We start from the raw sequence: 20,010 nt of genomic DNA, 5'->3' as shown, positions 1-20,010 counted from the left end.
AAGGATTCATCCAATAATGAATCGGCGAAGAATGCTGAACATGCCGTTATGATTGAGCTTGTTAAGGGTGTTCTGACCACACCTACGGTTACTAGCTCCATATATGGCTTTGACGGAGGCATTTTAAAAACAAAACAGCTGGTAACTGGTTCTACACAACGGACCATTCGGTTTGACTTTTTCTCCGGAGAAACCTTTACGAATGCTGAAGTTCAGGTAACGATTGAAGGCATGACCTTTAACACAAATGACTATTATAGCATTAGTGGGTGGACACATCTGACAAGTGACCAAATTAGCAATAATGGGCATACGCTGACTTTCACAGGAAGCAACAGAGGTGTTTCGGATATTGCGTTTGAACTTCACGATAAATTGATGCCGGCACCGGGGACCTATCTCATTAAGTTCAAAGCAGATGCAGATGGACCTGGAACAGCTAGATCTTTCTCCGAGGAACAATTTATTACCTTAATTATTTTGCCTCCGGCTTAAAAAAGAAGCTTCTCATGAGTTCTTTGAACTTATGTGAAGCTTCTTTTTTATGAAAAATAGGATTGCTCAATATAGTCTGAATGAGTATTATGAGTAGGTATGCTCTTATAAAAATAGAGATAAATAGGATGGAGAGCACCATGACAACATCACGACAGAACGCATTGATTTTTTCATTTACTTTTATGGCGTTTATTCTGGGTACGACGGAGTATATTATCGTTGGTTTACTCTCGGAAATATCCTCGAGCCTCGGAGTGACGCTAGCGACAGCCGGGGGCTTGGTATCTGGTTTCGCGATCGCTTATGCCATTGGCACACCCATTATGATGTCTTTGTTCAGCCGCATCCCGAAACGGATTACGATTCTTGTATCGCTTGTATTGATTCTGCTGCTGAATTTGTGGAGTGCTATAACTGGAACCTATAGTATGCTGCTAGTGACTAGAATAGTTACTGCCGTACTATGTGGTTTTGTTCTTTCTGTAGCCATTACGGTAGCAAATGAAGCGGTTGACCCGGAGAAAAGAGGCAAAGCGATCGCTACAATTTTAAGCGGCTTCGCTGTTGCGAATGTATTTGGTGTACCGATCGGCACTTTTGTAGGGCAGTATTTTAACTGGCCTGCAGCATTTGTTCTGAATGGGGGATTAGCTGGAATTGCCATAGCGCTAAATTATGCCTATATTCCACGCAAACTACCGAAGCCTGTGCCTAGCTCACTCAAGGATCAGATCGAGCTGCTCACAAATGGACGTATTATTCTTGCATTTCTCATTCCAGTTACGGCAGTGGGAGCAGTGTTTGTGATGTATACGTACATCACACCATTGCTAGAGCAAGTGATGAATATTCCTAAGAGCTCGGTTAGTGGTGTACTGTTTGTATACGGGATTGCTACGATTGTCAGCAACTGGATTGGAGGCAAGGTTGCAACCGGAAATGCGGTAAGTAAGCTTAGATTCGTTTTTCTTATACAAGCAGTGATCTACATCATCTTTAGTATGACCGCATCGATCTCGATTCTAGGAATGATCGTACTCATGATGTTAGCCGTCATGTCGAGTATTGTGAGCGCACCAGCCCAGCTCTATTTGATAGATTTGGCGAAGCAGTTCTCACCACGATCGAAAGACCTTGCTGCATCGTTGAATCCAGTAGCGTCTAACTTGGGAATCGCAGGTGGCTCCGCAATTGGTGGAGTCGTTGCCCAGCATGGAGGATTAATCTCCCTTCCAATAGCTGCTTCTATCCTGGCGATATCAGCCTGTGTAATTGCATTGATATGCTATAAGTTGGATCAGCAGAGTCAAGAAGCAGTTATTGCTCAGCATCATAACTTAACCTGAGGAGAAGTCATAGAGGTCGTCGGAAATAATCCGGCGGCCTTTTCGTATATCAAAGATAATCTAGTAAAACAACATTTCACTATCATTGACTATATTTTTAACTATGTTATAATTCAAACATATGTTGCTAATATAACAAAATGTATCAATACATATTAGGAGCATTAATTCGTTGCACAAACAAAGTAATAGCTTATTCATCAACATTAATGACTATGGAGGAACTAGCTCTTTGTAGTGTCAGCGAATGTTATAATAGTAACATTTTAATGTTTCATAACTAATTTTTAAAGGAGAAGTGAATAGAATGGATGTTAAAGATATATTAGCAAAAGTAGATCATACACTGCTGGATGTTACGGCTACATGGGAAGATATAAAGAATTTATGTGATGATGCTATGAAATACCAAACGGCCAGTGTTTGTATCCCAAGTGCTTATGTTAGAGAAGCAGCAAATTATGTTGAAGGCAAAATAGCCATCTGTACAGTCATTGGATTTCCGAACGGTTATAATACCCAAGCTGTTAAAGTATTTGAAGCAACAGACGCCATTTCAAATGGAGCATCAGAGATTGATATGGTGATCAATGTGGGCTTCTTAAAAAGCGGGCGTTATGAGGAAGTTTACGAGGAAATACATGCCATTAAAAATGCATGTGGAAGTAGAGTATTAAAGGTTATTGTTGAAACCTGTTTGCTAACCCAAGAGGAAAAAGTGAAAGTATGTGAGCTTGTTACAAAAGCTGGTGCTGATTATATCAAAACATCCACTGGATTTTCAAAAGCTGGAGCAACTAAAGAGGATGTCAGCCTGTTTGCACAGAACATTGGTCCAAATGTGAAGATTAAAGCAGCTGGAGGCATTCGCTCTTTGGATGATGCTAAAGCATTTATCGAGTTGGGTGCAGACCGTTTAGGAACTAGTGCCATAGTTAAAATTGTAAAAGGGCAGGAAGTATTGGGGTATTAGATATGGTATAATTCTGATAATTATACTTTATTATTAGTAGTTAGGATGAACCGGTATGGATAAGCAAGAGAGAGTAAATACAATTGTATCAATCCTAAAAAATAAAAGTGGCGCATCCATCAAAGAACTTTCCCATCAACTTGATGTCACAGAAATGACTGTTCGCCGGGATATTAAATATCTAAAAGAAAATAAAATCGTTCAAGTTGTTTCAGGTGCGGTTATTTATAATGGTTCTGACCTCAATGAGAATAAACAAGATGAATATGATTTGACCACTCAAAAAAATAATCGGGCATCAGAAAAATATAATATAGGTAAGTTAGCAGCTTCACTAATCGAGCCTAACGATATTATTTTTATTGATATTGGTACAACAACCGCTCAAATCATCGAACATATTCCGTCAAATCATTCTGTGGAAATTGTTTGCTGCACTATGAACGCATTAATTGAGATTCATAAAAAAGGGTTTAAGGATTTTATTCTTATTGGTGGTCATTACCGTCCAGAACTTCAAATGTTTGAAAGCAGAGAAGGGTTGGATTTAATAAGTAGAACACGAACAACAAAAGCATTTATTTCTGCAGCTGGAGTTAATGCTAAATTAGGCATTACTTGTACGAACAGTTGTGAAGTGGACACAAAAAATGCGGCAATTCATTGTGCTCTTGAGAAAATTTTAGTGATTGATTCCTCTAAGTTTGATATGGTTAAGTCCACTTACTTTGCTTCGTTAAATGATTTTGATGCGATTGTAACTGATAGAGGTTTATCAGAAGAGTGGATTGAGAAAATCAAACAATTAAATATTTCTCTTTATCTAGCTTAGAAATTCAGCGCGTGCCGATACTCAATTGGTGCGCGCTGTTTGCTTTTATACTTTTAAACTACTTTCTTATATGTTATAACTAATGCTACATTCTGAAGATCATTTGGCATTTGATTCGTTGAGGGGAGATTTAGTTTTTGCATTCACCACAGACACAAGACAACAAGAATTCGTTATATATCATTTTACTCATTTCGGGGATTGTTCTGGTAGCCTTTAATTTACGCCCTGCGATTACATCGGTAGGTCCATTAGTGGGCATTATTCAAGAAGATGTGGGGCTTGCACATTGGAGTGCAGGTTCATTAATGAGTATACCTTTGATATCCTTCGCTGTTATGTCGTCTCTCGTTCCTAGAATCGCTGCTCGTTTATCCAACGAGAAGACGCTATTGTTAGGTTTGGTTATTCTTTTGGTCGGAATTTGCATTCGTTCCATTTCAATGACACTCTTTATTTTCGTTGGTACGCTTTTGATTGGAGTAGGGATAGCCATCGGAAATGTTCTATTGCCGGTAGTTGTGAAGGAGAAGTTCCCACAAAAGTTCGGTCTAATGACAAGTATCTATTCCACTTCCATGGGATTGTTCGCATCGTTAGCATCAGGTATTAGTATTCCTCTAGCCCATGGTCTGAAGCTTGGGTGGGACGGAGCCTTAATCGTATGGGGAATTCCGACAATCATAGCGATCGTGGTATGGATCCTTCTAATTAGATTAAATCCAGCCAAAGATAATGCAGTGAAAAGTGTAAGGATCAGTGCTAGGCAGATCTGGCGTTCACCGCTCGCTTGGAAAATAGCGCTATTCATGGGATTTCAATCTTCATTATTTTATATAACAATGTCTTGGTTACCTGAAATCTTATATAACTATGGCATAAGTAGGGGTACAGCAGGCTGGTTAGTATCCTTCACACAAATTGTTGGCGTACCTGTTAGTTTTCTTGTTCCTATTCTTGCAGGACGACTGCGCTCTCAAGTATGGATTGCATTCGCATTAGGCATGTGCTCCATTGTTGGTTATGGGGGCCTATGTATGGGCTCATCTTATCCTATGATGATCCTAAGTATTATCTTGATTGGTATCGCTTTGGGAGGGAATTTCCCACTGGCGCTAAGTTATATCGGAATTCGTGCCCGAAACGGAAATCAAGCTGCAGAATTATCTGGAATGGCTCAATCCACGGGATATATGCTTGCAGCCATAGGGCCTATACTGATCGGTTATTTATATGATATGACCCAAGTGTGGACGATTCCACTGATCACACTGATCGTTATTTCCGGACTTGTGATGACGTTTGGAATGTTGTCTGGCCGAGATAAATATGTATAAAAAAACTCCCCATATAGCAGACAGGTGAAATAATGAACCCTGCTGCTATATGAGGAGTTTTTTTAAATCGTTTTATTTAAAATACTAAATATCTTTAGCGCTATTTGAATTCGTAGTAATTCTTCCGAATGCTTTAAGTCCAGATTTAGGATTTCTTTTATTTTTTCGATTCGATAGATAAGTGTGTTTCTGTGCAAAAACATAGCCTTCGAAGTTTCGGTGACATTCAGATTGTTAATAAAGTAATTTTCTAAAGTTAGCATGTAGCTTGTACCGTGTAATTGATCATGATCAAACACTTTACCTAGACACTTCCGGAAAAATTCTTCTAAGGCAACGATTTTGATATTGGCTTCCAACAGATGGTAAACTGAATAATCTTCGAAATGTGAGACCTTGTTTTGAAGGTTTTTTTGTTGCATCAATTTAATCATTTCGTTCGCCTCAGAAAAGCTATTATGCAGCGAGCTGATTGTACTGTATTGCTGACCAATCCCTATTAAGAGTGTTTCTTTCGTTCTTTGGATAAGTACCTCAAGCAGTTCATTTGCATATAACTTGGCATCGCTAATCGAAACAGGAGGTCTTTCTTCATTTTGCCCTACTAGAATGATGACTCTGTTGTTTCTATAAAAACACTTAATTTCTCCAATCGCTTTATGCGACAAGTCATAAATGATGTCCACACACTTTTTTGCAATGGACTCCATTTTGTACTTTCCGATAATCATATCTTCAAACTTGTCTGCTTCATTCATTTCAATATTTATCACCATACTGTAATACATATAGCTCGGATTTAATCCATGTAAATAACATAAGGTTTGCAGCGCTTCATGGGATGATATTTTCCCCGAAAGTAAATCATCAATGGAGTCCTGCTTAATTCTTATTTCAAGTTCGCTAATTTCCTTTGCTTTGATCAGCTCAAGTGCCATGATGGTGGAGGCTTGCTGCAAAATAATGTAATCAAATTCTGATAGCTCTTGCACTGTCTGCCAAATCACAATATAGCCGTAAATATAGTTAGAAGCAGCGACAGGAATCACCCGACATTTTATTTCCGCACCTTCTGAATGATAGGTCCTCTTAATAGATTTTTTCATTTCATTTAGATTGGTAGGAATAGTATCGATGAACGCTTTATTAAAAACAGGCTGTCGATTTGAAAAATCAAGATAATACTCGAGAGGACTGTTATTCTTCGCATGTTCTGTGTGATGCAGTAATCGCCAATCCTTGTCTACGACAATAATAGGATTACTAATCGTTTCGGATAACATGGAGGTTATTTTGGCAATACCGCCGCCTTCGAGGGTGATTTTGAAGAACAAGTTATGTATATCTAAAGTCTTTCTATTGAGCAAATCATATCTTCCGGAAACCTTCTCATTAATGATCGAGATCATGTTAGAGAGTGTGTATTCAAAGGGAAGTTCTAGAAGGGGTAACCCATACTTATTGGCTTCATCAATCATGTTCTGAGGAAGCTTGTCAAAGTACCGTTTCATTTTCACAACTAATCCTGAACAGTTCAGCTCCGCAAGTTCCTTAATCATTCGATTTTGTAATTCGGCATTATTTTTAAAGATGTAGCCTGTTGATAAGAGTAGTTCGTTAGGTGAAAGCCAGTCAAAGGCATCAGGATTCTCAATAATGTTAACGATGGATATGGATTTATCAACTCCTTGTTCTCCAGCAACAATTTTTATTCCCTCTATAGCCTTGATCTTCATTAAGTCTTTAACGGTTAGCAATGTTTGGCACACTCCTCAGACACACTTTTAACACATTCCCTTGTATAACATGCACAAATAGGATGCACTCTTTTTGGTTCGCTTAAACGATGACGATCCCTACCAGTATATTATATATTAAGTGCGTAAGGTAGTTACGCTAATAGTTGCCTTTGTACGATGTAACCAAATCATATGATTCAATGCATTCATCCATCTGTTGAAGTGAAAAGGAGGTCAATCACCTTTTTGAAAATATAAGGAATGAAAATAGAGGTGACTCTAGTGAGATTTGCGAAATCCGGTGATGGAGATTTTATTCAACGAATCATTCATCATAAGTTTCATGGCTTTGTTCATAGCACATTTAATCGCACAATCAATATTCAATGTTTGGATCGTGGAGATTTGTATACTATTGCGTGTAAGGGAATCGATAATGCGCCTAATACACTTATTATTGACTTAGAACATTTTGAAGAAGCAGATATCAAGGTGAATGACATTGTAAGTTCGGATCATTCCGTTTTATCAATTGCTAATAAGATGTCTATCACAATGAATGGTGTTAAAAAATGGAATTGTAAACTGCCTAAATATCCTTCAGAAGCTGAAGTCTTAATAATGAATGTATCCGTCATGAAGCAATATATTAAACTTCACGGAAATAACAGCAGAATTGAAAGGGCTTTCAAGAGCGGCAATCCTTTTGACGATGAAATGTCTAGAATGCTTCATGAACGGACGCAATTACTTGTATCGGATTTGCAAAACAAGCGAATCTCTACTGCAATCACACATGCAACTTCGCTCATAGGCCTTGGACCAGGCTTAACGCCAGCCGGCGATGATTTCTTGGTGGGATTGTTTACCGTCATGGGCATCGAGAATCATCAATACTTTTCACACCAATCGTTTTGTGAAGAAGTCGTCTTACATGCGAAGGCTTTAACCAATGATATCAGCTATATGGCATTAGCTAAAGCAGCAGTTGGCCAGGTAAGAGAGTCTATAAGTGACTTAATGGAAGCTTTATTTAGAGGTAGCGAAGAGAAATTACTATTGGCTTTAGATAGGGTACTGGCTATAGGGTCCACTTCGGGTACTGATATAGCTCTAGGAATTGTTGCAGGGCTGGAAATGAACATGTAAATGGGAGGTACAAGTATGACTGTTCAAGTTTTAGTAAAACCAAACACATATATCGATTCCGTATCTTTGATGTCACTCTCAACCAAAGCGAATCAGATCGAAATCGTAGAACAAGCCATTATTGCAATGGGGACTGAAATGAATAAAGAGGTCATTAGAAATGTGGGCTTGATGACACCTGAAGTAGAAAGTGCCAAAACAAGTGACTTAGTGATTATTGTGAAGGCTGCCTCTGAAGAGCTATGTGAGGGTGCTTTCGATAGCATCAATGAATTGTTAACGAAAAAGAAAGATTCCTCTAAGGGAAAAAGTGAGGTTAAATACTCAACCATTACCTCAGCTGTAAACGGTACTCCTGAAGCTAACTTAGCGATTATTGCCGTAAATGGGAGCTACGCTCCTAGAGAAGCAAGAAAAGCTCTTGAAAATAATCTTCATGTCATGCTGTTTAGCGACAATGTAAGTATTGAAGATGAAATTGAATTAAAGACTTTAGCCCAAGAAAAAGGCTTGTTAATGATGGGGCCAGACTGTGGGACTGCGATTATTGGCAATGTCGCATTATGCTTTGCAAATGCCGTGAGAAAAGGAAATATCGGGATCGTTGGCGCATCAGGAACAGGTAGCCAAGAGGTAACGGTTCGTATTCATGAATTTGGCGGTGGAATCACACAGTTGATCGGTACAGGCGGCAGAGATCTAAGTGAAGAGGTTGGCGGTATTATGATGCTGGCCGGAATTAAAGCGTTAGAAGAGGACGATGCAACAAAGGTTATTGTTCTCGTATCTAAACCACCAGCACCAAGTGTAGAAGAGAAAGTACTAGCACAAATTAAACAATGTAAAAAACCAGTCGTGGTTTGGTTTGTGGGTGGGAATGAAGAAAAGGTCGCCCAAGCTGGCGGTCATTTTGCAAAAATGTCAAAAGAAGCGGCGCTTAAAGCGGTACTTTTAGCTGGGGCAGACGAATCGATGCTTAACAAACGTACGTTAAATCTCCCGCTTATTGAAGAAGTGCGTGCGAAGTTAAATCCTCAGCAAAAATATATCCGTGGACTATTCAGTGGCGGTACGCTCTGTGATGAAGCGATGCACATTGCTATGGAAAAATTCGATAATGTCTACAGTAACATTCAGAGAGATTCTGAATATCGCTTAAAAGATGTTAGAGTAAGCCAAGCTCATACCTTTATTGACTTCGGAGACGACCAATTTACACAAGGTAAGCCACATCCAATGATAGATCCATCCACTCGGATTGAAAGATTTATTCAAGAAGCGAAAGATCCTTCTGTCGGTGTTATTGTGATGGACTTTGTTCTAGGCTTTGGAGCACACGAAGATCCTGTAGGGGCAATGCTTCCAGCGATTATCGAAGCGAAGCAAGCCGCTGAAGATGAAGGAAGGCATCTAGAGATTATTGGATACATTCTTGGAACCGAGCTGGATAGTCAAAATATTGAGGGTCAAATTAATAAATTGTTAGCTTCGGGTGCTACACATGCTAGCAGCAGTCAGAACGCAGGTCTACTAGCAAGAGAATTCGTTGTGAAAGGAGAATAGTCATGAGTAAAATCAATGCACTTTTTACGAATAAACTAAATGTCATAAATGTAGGCATTGCGAACTTTAGAGATGATTTGTTAAAACAAAACGCGAATGTAACTCACTTGGAGTGGACGCCGCCAGGCAGAGGTAATACAGAATTAATTGCTGCGCTGGATAAGCTTGAAGACCCAAGGGTTACAGCTAAGATTGAAGCTGCTAACAAAGAGGCTGTTGAGCGAATTATTAACTCGCAACCGGTACTGATTGGCTTTGACCAAGCGATCAATGTGGTTCCGGGTATGACGAAAAATACGATTTTACATGCTGGCCCGCCAATCACTTGGGAACGAATGAATGGTCCGATGAAAGGTGCGGTAACAGGGGCTATTGTATTTGAAGGACTTGCCCACAATCTTGAAGAAGCAGCTGTACTAGCCGAGTCTGGAGAGATTATTTTCTCGCCATGTCATGAACATAACTGTGTTGGTTCCATGGCTGGCGTAACATCGGCTTCCATGTTTATGCATATTGTTGAGAATAAAACTTATGGAAATATTGCCTATACAAATTTAAGTGAACAAATGTCCAAAATCCTTCGTATGGGTGCTAATGACGAGAGTGTTATCCAGCGTTTGATTTGGATGCGAGATGTATTGGGTCCAATTTTAAGAGATGCGATGAAGCTAAATCCCAATGGGATTGACTTGCGCCTAATGCTGTCACAAGCCCTTCATATGGGGGACGAGTGTCATAACCGAAATGTAGCTGGAACAACCCTGCTCATTCAAGCGCTAACGCCTTATATTATCCAAACCGATTTCACTGTTGAACAGAAAAAAGAAGTGTTTGAATTCGTTAGCAGCAGCGACTATTTCTCGGGCCCGACGTGGATGGCGCTTTGTAAATGTGCCCTTGATGCTGCGCATGGCATTGAGAATAGTACCATTGTTACCACCATGGCTCGTAACGGAGTGGAATTCGGTATCCGCGTGAGTGGAATCGCTGGGAACGTATGGTTTACAGGTCCAGCACAACAAGTAATAGGTCCTATGTTCGCTGGTTATAAACCTGAGGATTCTGGTCTTGATATTGGTGACAGTGCGATTACGGAGACCTATGGAATTGGCGGATTTGCTATGGCAACTGCACCGGCTATTGTTTCGCTTGTGGGGGGTACCGTTGATGATGCCATCAGCTACACCACAAAAATGGCAGAAATCACAACCACTGAAAATCCTAATGTAACGATTCCAATGCTTGACTTTATAGGGATTCCAACAGGTATTGATATTCAAAAAGTCATCCAAACAGGAATTATGCCGATTATCAATACAGCCATTGCACATAAAGATGCGGGGATTGGAATGATTGGTGCGGGTATTGTTAATCCTCCAATCGAAGCATTTGAACAAGCCTTACTCGCATTAAGTGAAAATATTAAATAAGAAAAGGGCTAATTTGCTTAGCCCACCATTCTTATTTGGAGCTAGACGAACATCTTCGTGCTAGGCTGTGAAGGAGTGAACAATTTTGGATCATCTATCCTTGAATACAAAACTTATTGAAGCGAGTGAACAGGGAGAACTGGCTTTTGTTGAGAAACTATTAGACGAGGGTGCCAGTGTTGATTATAAAGATGCTGCAGGGCGAACAGCGTTAATGGCGGCAACTCAAAACAATCAAATCACGATTGCTAAGAGATTAATTGAAGCAGGAAGTGACGTAAACACTAGAGATATTACACAATTATCGCCGTTTATATGCTCAGCAGCAAATGGATTTTATGAAATTCTGCGTCTCATGATTGCTGGAGGAGCTGATTTGAAGAGCGTAAATCGTTTTGGAGGAACAGCACTGCTACCCTCAAGTGAAAAGGGCTACTTAAAAACCGTGGAAGTATGTATTGATGCCGGGGTTCCTGTGAATCATGTCAACGCCCTAGGTTGGTCAGCACTGCTTGAAGCAGTTATATTGGGCAACGGGGGGCGGCTATATTCTGACATTATTGAAGCACTTGTCCATGCGGGGGCAGATGTGCATTTGCCTGATCGGGATGGGCTCTCATCCCTACAACGTGCCGAAGAGAATGGTCAGCATACAGTGGTGAAGATTCTAGAACAAAGCTTCCAAGAAAATAACGAATATGTGAAGCAGGCAAAGGCTCTTGCTAACAAAGAGCAATATGAAGAAGCTATATCTGTCATGGGCAGGGCGCTGGAAGCGGATGCTGACAACCTGGACTTCATCTATTATAAAGGTTATTTCTTGCAACAAGTAAAGAGATACGAAGAGGCACTTCAGTGCTATGAAAGCGCTTTATCTATGAATCCGATGAATTTAGAATTTTATTTCTATACAGCGAATGCTTTGAGATTGTGGAAAAAACCGGAGGAAGCTCTTCAGGAATATGATAAAGCCTGTGAGCTGGCACCTAATGAAACGTTCTATCGCTACCACAAAACCAATTATTTAAGAGAACTTGGGCGACACCAAGAAGCAGTTATCGAGATGGATAAGCTTCTCGCGCTTCAGCCCCATAGATATGACTTCTCTTTCCATAAAGCGAACAGTCTAAGATCGCTTGGTAAGCATAAAGAGGCCATTGAGGCTATCGAGAACGCCATTAAGAATGATCCAACGAATCCGTTATACCACTCACACAAAAAGCAATCTCTTGAGTTACTCGGTTAGCGTATAAGAATTGCAACATAGGAGGCATCAGATGAAAGAGACTGTAATCGTTGCTATTGGCGGGAACTCATTGGTCAAGGAAAATGGCCTGGATTCGATTCATGACCAATCTGAAGCAGTAAAAGAAGTGGTCGTTAATATTGTTGATATGGTGCAAGAGGGCTACAATGTCGTCGTTACTCATGGCAACGGACCACAGGTAGGGTTTGGACTAAGAAGATCTGAGATTGCACATGAAATTGCCGGCATGTCTCCTGTTCCACTAGTGAATTGTGGGGCTGATACACAAGGTGGAATCGGTTATTTAATTCAGCAAGCTTTAATTAATGAATTTGCAGTTAGAGGGATCCATAAGAATGTGGCTACGGTGATTACACAAGTCGAAGTAAGCTCAGAAGATCCTAATTTCAAGAATCCGACGAAACCAGTAGGATCCTTCTTTTCCAAAGAGCAAGCGGAAGAAATGAAAAGAGAACATCCTGAATGGAGCTTTGTAGAAGACTCTGGCCGAGGATATCGTAGAGTAGTTCCGTCCCCAAGACCTATAGATATTGTGGAGAAAGACGCGATTAAGTCATTAATCGACGGGGGCTTTGTCGTTGTTGCTGCAGGTGGTGGAGGTATCGCAGTCGTGAAGGCTGAGGATAACACGTACCAAGGTGTTGATGCAGTCATCGATAAGGATTTTGCAACGAGTCTTTTAGCAGAACAAATCCATGCGGAGACCTTAATTATTACAACGGGAGTGTCCAGAGTATGCATCAACTATGGTAAGCCGAATCAAAAAGAGCTTTCCAAAATGACGGTTGATGAGACTAAACAATATGTGCTAGAAAATCACTTCCCAGCAGGAAGTATGCTGCCTAAAATCGAGGCGAGTTTAAGCTTCTTAGAGAACAGCGGAACGCGAGTTATTATTACGAATCCGGAAAGCTTAAAGGATGCGATGAATGAACAAGCAGGCACTCATATCGTGAAGTAATTTAAGCGAGGGGAAGTGTAGATATGGATCAAGCAAAATTGAAACAAAATTATGACAGGTACAAATCATACGGTTATGGTGAGGAATTACTGCCCAAAAAGCCTGAGCAAAGAGACTGGGGAATGTCCAACTATATCACACTCTGGATGGGCGCTGTCCATAATATTATGTCTTATATGACAGTGGCAGGTTTCTTCGTCCTAGGACTGAATACAACACAGGTGCTTTTTGCCGTTATGCTTTCAGCCATTATTGTCTCTGCATTTTATGCTTTAAATGGGTATTCTGCCTCCAAGTATGGGCTGCCATTTGCGATGCTGCTTCGTGATTCCTTTGGAGTAAAAGGAGCCATAATCCCTGCATTAATACGGGGGCTTATTGCCGGGTTAGTCTTCTTTGGAACCACAACCGTTGTAGGTGCAGAATCATTAAATGTTATATTTGCTAGATTTATTCCGGATTATATGAGTTTAGGCGGCGGGTTTACACTATTCGGGTTAGCATTTCCGACCATGATCTCCTACGCAATTCTTTGGACAGCAACTGTGCTGTTGTTCTTAGGGGGAATGAAAACACTGGGTAAGTTCGGTAACTGGTCATCCCCGGTAGTGTATGTGTTTATTATTGGTGCTGCGCTGTGGGCGATCAAGATTGCTGGAGGGTTTGGCCCGATTTTAGAGTATGTACCGGCGAACCCAACTTCAAGTCCACTAGTCTTTATTGCTTGCGTGAGTGCATTGGTATCTAACTGGGCGGGTCCTGTTGTAAATATGTCTGACTTCACCCATCGTGCGAAATCACCAAGAGCGGCTATGATTGGATTGCCTGTAGGGTTTATCTTGTCTTATATTCTTTTTGCCATCACTTGTGTGGCTTTAATCGCGGGTACTGAAATTGCGTTTGGTGAACCGATCTTCAATATCGTTCATGCCATTGATAAAATTGAAAACACTTTCGCGGTTGTTGTATTGATTCTTGCGCTAAACGTAGGAGCAATCGCCTTCGTAGTGTTTGCCAACTTATTGCCAGCTGGCTTGCAAATGTCATCTCTTTTCCCGAGAAAATTCACTGTAAAGACTGCGGGTGTCTTAACAGCCGTCGTTGGAACTTTGATTTTGCCATGGAAGCTTGTAGAAAGCACTACGACGTTGTTTTATTTCTATAGCTTTATCGGGTCCATCTTTGGTCCAATTGCGGGTATCATGCTTTCAAGCTTCTTTATTCATCGGAAAAGAGTATTAAATCTTGACCATATCTATGTCCCAGCAGGCAGCAACGGTGAATATAAGAATGGTTACAATCCTGTTGCGATGGCTGTTCTAGCAGTCAGCTTCATCCTTCCTATGTCAGGTGCATTTCTTAAGGGTATCCCCTTCCTAGTTAGGATGAATGATTTTGCTTTCTTTAGTGGCTTAATAGTTTCGTTTATTCTATATACCATCTTTAGCAAAAAACTAAAATCATCCTAATTAAACTAGAGGAGGAATTTTGAAATGGATTACATGAAATTGGCCGTAGACGCAACGATCGAGGGTATGAACAAGAAATTCGGGGGCCCGTTTGGGGCAACGATTGTTCGAGGCGATGAAGTAATTGCAGCGGTTAGCAATACGATGATGAGAGATACGGATCCTTCTGCACATGCGGAAATGGTAGCCATCCGAGAAGCATGCAAAAAGCTAGACACCATGGACTTATCGGACTGCGTAATATACGCAACCTGTGAACCCTGTCCAATGTGTATGGGCGCTATCATTTGGTCAGGTGTTAAAGAAGTTCATTATTGCAGCACAAGAGACGATGCGAAAGAGCATGGCTTCTCTGACATCCACCTTCGTGAATATTTTGTGGGGCATGATGAGAGTGTTGTCAATATGATCAAAGTGGAAGCAAGAGAAGATTGCGATCATTTATGGACGCATTTCCACGAATTAAACAAGAAATAATCCAGGCGGTATCCTATATTTTCCGGCACTATTTTAGTGCCGGATTTTCCTGTTCTTTTACAGACTTACTCAGTAAGATGAAGCTGGAGGAAATCAATCACCTGATGAAGAGCTTTTTGCACAACAGGGTTATTGAAATCTTTTTCAAATACATGCTCTCCGTTTGGAATAGTAATAAGCTTTGCCGGTACTCCTTCTTTCACTAGCGCAGCTCTCATGAATGCAGATTGTTCATACGGCACATCTACATCGTTCGTTCCATGCAGTAACAATGTTGGGGGGAATTCCTCAGTTACATGATAAATCGGACAGTATTTTAGGAGCTCTTCCTTATGTAGTGAAGGAGTTAAGCCGGTCACTTCTTGGATCCAGTTACCGGACTGTCTAGCATATAAATAAAGAAGGAAGCGCTCATCAACGCTTGCGTTCGTAATGATTTGATCGGACACCGAACGTTTGGCAATTTCCTTAGAGACGATATCTTTTTCAGCGTAGAATTTACTTGGTTCGAGTGCCCACTGTGCACTAATATCGCCGTAGCCATAGAAGGAGACAATGGCACGTGGCTTATGGGGGAACATTCCTGTGCACAGCGCAAGAAAACCACCTGCCGAGCTTCCTACCACAGCGATTCTTGAGGGGTCAATGGAGAATTGTTGAGGCCCTTTATTCGCTAACCAAAGAAGGCTATCTTGGACATCTTCTAGAATGTCATTAAGTGTTGACCTAGGGGCTAGTCTATAGTCAATCGAAAATAGTGCAAAACCATTAGTCGTGTAAAGTTGTATCATTTCCTCGGATAAATCTTCTCGATCCCCCCAAAGTAGGCCGCCTCCGTGAATGTACACAATAGCAGGGGCTTGGGGACGGTTTGTTTCATAAAAATCAGCTTTAATGGTAAATTGATCATTTTCTTTAAAAATAATGGTCTTCTTCATAGCTATCCATTACACCTCATCAAGTAAGTGATTTTTAAAGATTAGCGCTACCTCTATTGTATATCTTCACGAATTTGGATGAAAGCATAATCATAAATACTCAGGATTGGAGATACTGGCATGGATAGAAAGAGAAGATATCAGGCTTTATTTGATAATATTAATCAATATAACTCGGGTGAGAAGGGCATCACTAGAATTGCCTATACCAATGAAGAGCAGACATGTACAAGTGCTTTTATGCGGATGTGTAAGGCTGAAGATTTAGATATCCGGATGGATCATTGCGGAAATGTGATTGCTAGAAGAAACGGGAAGATAGAAGGGCTCCCACCCGTTGTAATGGGCTCTCACTTGGATACGGTATATCAAGGTGGGAAGTACGATGGTGTAGTGGGTGTAACGGCTGCTTTGGAAGTGATCAAACGTCTAAACGAAAAAGGGATTGAAACGGATCATCCGATCGAAATTATTTCATTTGCCTGTGAAGAATCCTCGCGTTTTGGTATTTCAACAGTTGGCAGCAAAATAATGTCAGGGTTATTTAAGAAGGAGAAATATAGATCTTTGAAGGACAAAGACGGTATTACAATGGAAAAGGCATTTTCGCTATGTGCACTGGATTATAACAGTATTGATCAGGCGAGTAGAGAAAATGAAGAATTAAAAGCGTTTTTTGAATTACATATTGAGCAAGGTCCTGTCTTAATAAACAATAATAAAAAAATTGGAATTGTGACTGGAATTGCTGCACCCGTGAGGCTTCATATTCAAATATCAGGGAAGGCATCCCACTCTGGAACGACACCTATGAATATGAGAAAAGATGCTTTTCTGGGTGCCTCAGAAATAGCACTTGAGCTTGAGAAAGCAGCCAAACTCGAACAAGAATTTGGAACGGTTGCGACGCTAGGGGTGATAGATATCTTGAATGGCGCTATGAACGTGGTTCCGGGAGAAGTGGAAATTAAAATTGATATCAGATCTACTTCAGTGGCATCCAGGAAACGTGTGTTAGACCATTTGTATCAAACAATATCCGTAGTACAAGAAAATAGACAACTTGTAATTGAGAGTACGGAAATTATTTCGGAGGAACCTGTCCTATTATCGGATGAGATCAGTCAGGTTCTAGAATCCATTTGTGAAGAGAAGCGGATATTGAGTCAACGGATGATTAGTGGGGCAGGGCATGATGCCATGAACATGAACAAACTTTGCCCAGTAGGGCTTATCTTTGTTCCTTCTGTAGATGGACTTAGTCATCATCCTAATGAATTTACAGATATGGATGATATCATTATGGGGATTGATATCTTAGAAGAAGCTGTTCTTCGTTATGCGTTTGTAAGACAGACTTAGTATGTGTTGAGAAATAAAGCCCAATGAGACATATTTAAATGTTACATTGGGCTTTGGTAATTTTATAACTGTTCGCAGAATTGTTGCTTTACATTAATGAATATTATATTAAAGTTAACATTGATATTTGTGAAAAAAATCCCATTCTGAAAAATTAAATCACAGCGGAAATAGGTCTTTTGGTGGTAGCCTATTTTTAATAGAGTAATTTGGACTAAAATTAGTAAAACAGAATATTGGTAAACCTATTGAAAAATAGGGACACAAAGCCATAGGGTCTAAATCTATATATAGATATGACAGCCGGTTGCATGTAGAGGGAGTTTTTTACTCTTATTTTTTGATGCATATGCAGCCGTTATCATTTTGGTAACGGCTTTTTACTGCTTATTTCTGATAATAAAATCAATTTATGGGCAAAAGGGTGGGAGATACATGGATCAGACACAATTTCGAGTATGGAGAATGATAGGCCTCGTAATAATGGCAGCGTTGATATTTTGGGGGTGTTCTTACTATTTTATAAAATGGACTGTTAACTCTTATGAGCAAGAAGCGGTTACTGCTACATCAGAAGCTACGATACATGCGAGTAAATCACTAGGAAATATGATACAGGGTGGATTAGATTCTTTAGATGGAATTGCTGATTCTATTTCGGAAATCAATTATATGGATTGGGATAAGACCAAAAAATATCTGCATCACTTTGATAAAAAATATAATTTTATACGAATTAGCATCAACAGCCTAGATGGTAAAGCTTACGCATCGGATGGGACAATGTTTGATGTATCAGATGAAGTAGGGTTCCAAAAAGCGCTGCAGGGTATTAGCAGTATTTCTGATCCATTCTTAGATAAGATCTCCAATAAAGAAATTATCACGATTAACAGCCCACTTAAGTTTAAAGGTGAAGTGAAGGGGGCTATATCTGCCAGCAGATATACACAAGAACTTTATGATGCTCTTGGAGTTTCCTTCTTCAATGGTCATGGATATTCTCAAATCATTGATCAAAGGGGAGAAGTCATTATCAAATCGGAGCATCCCGAAGCGGATAAGTCGATAGATAACATATTTGAAAGTATAAGTCTTGATGCTAGAAATAAGAAACAACTTCAAATCTTTAAAGAGAACATAACCGCAAAAAAATCTGGGGTAGGAATATTTTGGATTAATGGAGATTGCAAAATGGTTGGTTATTCCAGCATTCAGGGGGTTGAGGACTGGTATATTCTCTCCGTGATACCGAAAGATGTAATCATGGCTAAAGCGACTCAAATGAGCCAGGCGACTTTTTTATTATGTGTAATCATGTTTGTCTTATTATTGATCATATTTGCAAACATTTTATTGAATAAGAGCAAAATTAGGAAACAGATGGAGAGGATTGCCTTTGAGGATGAATTAACACATCTTTCTAGAACGAATAAATTTGTTATAGATGCTCAGTATTTACTTAAAGAAAAAATGAATACAAAGTTTGCTGTGTTGCAATTTGATATTGAACAATTTAAATACATAAATGAAATTGTAGGTTTTCATGAAGGAAATAGCATTTTGATTCAAGTCGCCAATAGCTTAACAGAAAACACATTAGCGGAGGATGTCATTGGGCGCTTAGGGGGGGATCGTTTTATTCTTTTCACTTCGTATGATAGTAAGGCGGAATTATTCATCCGCATACAAGTACTTACTGATCAAATGAGCTACTATACGTTTGGAAATGAAGAAGGGTTTAGGCTAGTGATCAATTGTGGAATTTACTGTGTAGATGATCGTCAGAGCGATATCCTCACGTGTATTGACCGAGCAGGAATTGCTTGTAAGTCCATTAAAGGTGGATACAAGAGCTCATGCACTTTCTTTGACGAACAATTGTTATTGCAGATGCACGAAGAGCAAGACATCGTAAGAAAGATGGATGCTGCGATGACAAATGGTGAATTTATAGTATATTTACAACCGAAAATGGATCTGCGAGTGAATAGGTTTCATGGCGCTGAGGCATTGGTTCGATGGAACGATCCTAAGAAGGGACTTATATCCCCTGCAGTATTTATCCCGATATTTGAGAGGAATCGCTTTATCGTAAAATTAGATTTAATGGTGTTTAAATCAGTATGCGTTATGTTGAGTAAATGGATCCAGGAAGGAATCCAGCCACTTCCGATTTCAGTAAATATATCGCTTATAACCCTATACCATAATGAGTTCCTGATCCATTTGACGAATATTATTAATAGGTACCAGGTACCTGCTAACTTGATAGAGTTAGAGCTGACCGAGTCTATTGTATTCCAAAATTTAGAATATATTAGAGATATTTTGTTGGATTTGAAACGTAAAGGATTTTCTATAGCTATCGATGATTTTGGGACAGGTTATAGTTCCTTAAATGTATTGCAATTTATCCCTGCTGATGTCATTAAGTTAGACAGAGCATTTCTAATGAGTAAATCTAATGATGAGACAGGAAAAATAGTAATTGCCAGTATGGTCAAGCTAGCTACGGATTTAAATATGAAGGTTGTGGCAGAGGGAGTTGAGACAGAAGAGCAAATTAATTTTTTGAAACAAGTGGATTGTGAAATCGCACAAGGGTATTATTTCGCGAAACCAATGCCAGTAGAAGAATATGAAGATCTAATTAAAAGTACATAGGG

16 protein-coding genes and 1 riboswitch are annotated in these 20,010 nt (G+C 39.9%); of the genes, 14 read left to right on the top strand and 2 right to left on the bottom strand.

The genetic code is table 11. The features are described 5' to 3' along the window. From CA600_RS31320 to CA600_RS20205, 5 genes are all read left to right on the top strand, one after another. Nucleotides 1-495 (top strand): BslA/BslB family hydrophobin (locus CA600_RS31320; protein WP_179281678.1); only part of this gene is annotated, 495 nt, incomplete at its 5' end. Nucleotides 496-635: 140 nt separating this feature from the next. Further along, the gene (locus CA600_RS20220; protein WP_179281677.1) at nt 636-1,844 is read left to right on the top strand and encodes an MFS transporter; all 1,209 of its coding nucleotides are present in this window, start codon (nt 636-638) and stop codon (nt 1,842-1,844) included. Nucleotides 1,845-2,151: 307 nt separating this feature from the next. Further along, a complete protein-coding gene (gene deoC / locus CA600_RS20215; protein ID WP_094872388.1) occupies nt 2,152-2,817 on the top strand; it encodes a deoxyribose-phosphate aldolase in 666 nt (221 codons plus the stop codon). A gap of 55 nt (nt 2,818-2,872) precedes the next feature. Then, the gene (locus CA600_RS20210) at nt 2,873-3,649 is read left to right on the top strand and encodes a DeoR/GlpR family DNA-binding transcription regulator (protein WP_094872386.1); all 777 of its coding nucleotides are present in this window, start codon (nt 2,873-2,875) and stop codon (nt 3,647-3,649) included. A gap of 137 nt (nt 3,650-3,786) precedes the next feature. Then, nucleotides 3,787-4,986 (top strand): CynX/NimT family MFS transporter, encoded by a 1,200-nt coding sequence (locus tag CA600_RS20205; protein ID WP_094872385.1) that lies wholly within the window; start codon nt 3,787-3,789, stop codon nt 4,984-4,986. 62 nt (nt 4,987-5,048) lie between these two features. Here the strand turns inward: CA600_RS20205 and CA600_RS20200 are convergent, their stop codons facing one another. Then, nucleotides 5,049-6,743: a PucR family transcriptional regulator gene (locus tag CA600_RS20200; protein ID WP_094872383.1), complete on the bottom strand. Its 1,695-nt coding sequence runs from the start codon at nt 6,741-6,743 to the stop codon at nt 5,049-5,051. Nucleotides 6,744-7,007: 264 nt separating this feature from the next. On the opposite strand from CA600_RS20200, the gene CA600_RS20195 reads away from it, so the two are divergent. The 7 genes from CA600_RS20195 to CA600_RS20165 all read left to right on the top strand — a co-directional run bounded on the left by CA600_RS20195 (nt 7,008) and on the right by CA600_RS20165 (nt 15,041). Continuing rightward, the gene (locus CA600_RS20195) at nt 7,008-7,874 is read left to right on the top strand and encodes a DUF2877 domain-containing protein (RefSeq protein ID WP_094872394.1); all 867 of its coding nucleotides are present in this window, start codon (nt 7,008-7,010) and stop codon (nt 7,872-7,874) included. Nucleotides 7,875-7,889: 15 nt separating this feature from the next. Further along, a complete protein-coding gene (gene fdrA, locus CA600_RS20190) occupies nt 7,890-9,437 on the top strand; it encodes an acyl-CoA synthetase FdrA (protein WP_094872382.1) in 1,548 nt (515 codons plus the stop codon). Nucleotides 9,438-9,439: 2 nt separating this feature from the next. Next, the gene (locus tag CA600_RS20185) at nt 9,440-10,867 is read left to right on the top strand and encodes a DUF1116 domain-containing protein (protein WP_094872380.1); all 1,428 of its coding nucleotides are present in this window, start codon (nt 9,440-9,442) and stop codon (nt 10,865-10,867) included. An 85-nt stretch (nt 10,868-10,952) separates the two neighbouring features. After that, on the top strand, nt 10,953-12,113 hold the full coding sequence (locus CA600_RS20180) for an ankyrin repeat domain-containing protein (protein ID WP_179281676.1): 1,161 nt from the start codon (nt 10,953-10,955) through the stop codon (nt 12,111-12,113). A gap of 31 nt (nt 12,114-12,144) precedes the next feature. After that, nucleotides 12,145-13,095, top strand: coding sequence for a carbamate kinase (gene arcC / locus CA600_RS20175; RefSeq protein WP_094872379.1), 951 nt, complete (start codon nt 12,145-12,147; stop codon nt 13,093-13,095). Between the two features lie 23 nt (nt 13,096-13,118). Beyond that, complete coding sequence (locus tag CA600_RS20170; protein ID WP_094872377.1) at nt 13,119-14,564, top strand: cytosine permease; 1,446 nt, start codon at nt 13,119-13,121, stop codon at nt 14,562-14,564. 24 nt (nt 14,565-14,588) lie between these two features. Then, nucleotides 14,589-15,041 carry a nucleoside deaminase gene (locus CA600_RS20165; RefSeq protein ID WP_042124600.1) on the top strand — a complete coding sequence of 151 codons (453 nt, stop codon included), beginning with the start codon at nt 14,589-14,591 and terminating at the stop codon, nt 15,039-15,041. Nucleotides 15,042-15,106: 65 nt separating this feature from the next. Here the strand turns inward: CA600_RS20165 and CA600_RS20160 are convergent, their stop codons facing one another. Continuing rightward, nucleotides 15,107-15,979, bottom strand: a complete 873-nt coding sequence (locus CA600_RS20160) for an alpha/beta hydrolase (protein WP_094872376.1) — start codon at nt 15,977-15,979, stop codon at nt 15,107-15,109. Nucleotides 15,980-16,099: 120 nt separating this feature from the next. Here CA600_RS20160 and CA600_RS20155 point away from each other — a divergent pair, with 120 nt between their 5' ends. Beyond that, entirely contained in the window at nt 16,100-17,341 is a 1,242-nt protein-coding gene (locus tag CA600_RS20155; RefSeq protein ID WP_094872374.1) for a Zn-dependent hydrolase, read from the top strand. Nucleotides 17,342-17,569: 228 nt separating this feature from the next. Next, a riboswitch (cyclic di-GMP riboswitch) is annotated at nt 17,570-17,656 on the top strand. A gap of 120 nt (nt 17,657-17,776) precedes the next feature. After that, complete coding sequence (locus CA600_RS30955) at nt 17,777-20,008, top strand: bifunctional diguanylate cyclase/phosphodiesterase (protein WP_143812170.1); 2,232 nt, start codon at nt 17,777-17,779, stop codon at nt 20,006-20,008. Nucleotides 20,009-20,010 lie beyond the last annotated feature (2 nt).

It is taken from the genome of Paenibacillus sp. VTT E-133280 (assembly GCF_002264385.1).
Taxonomy (GTDB): Bacteria; Bacillota; Bacilli; order Paenibacillales; family Paenibacillaceae; genus Paenibacillus_AQ; species Paenibacillus_AQ nitricinens.
Note: the sequence above shows the minus strand (reverse complement) of the source record. Positions and strands in the feature narration are given on the sequence as shown.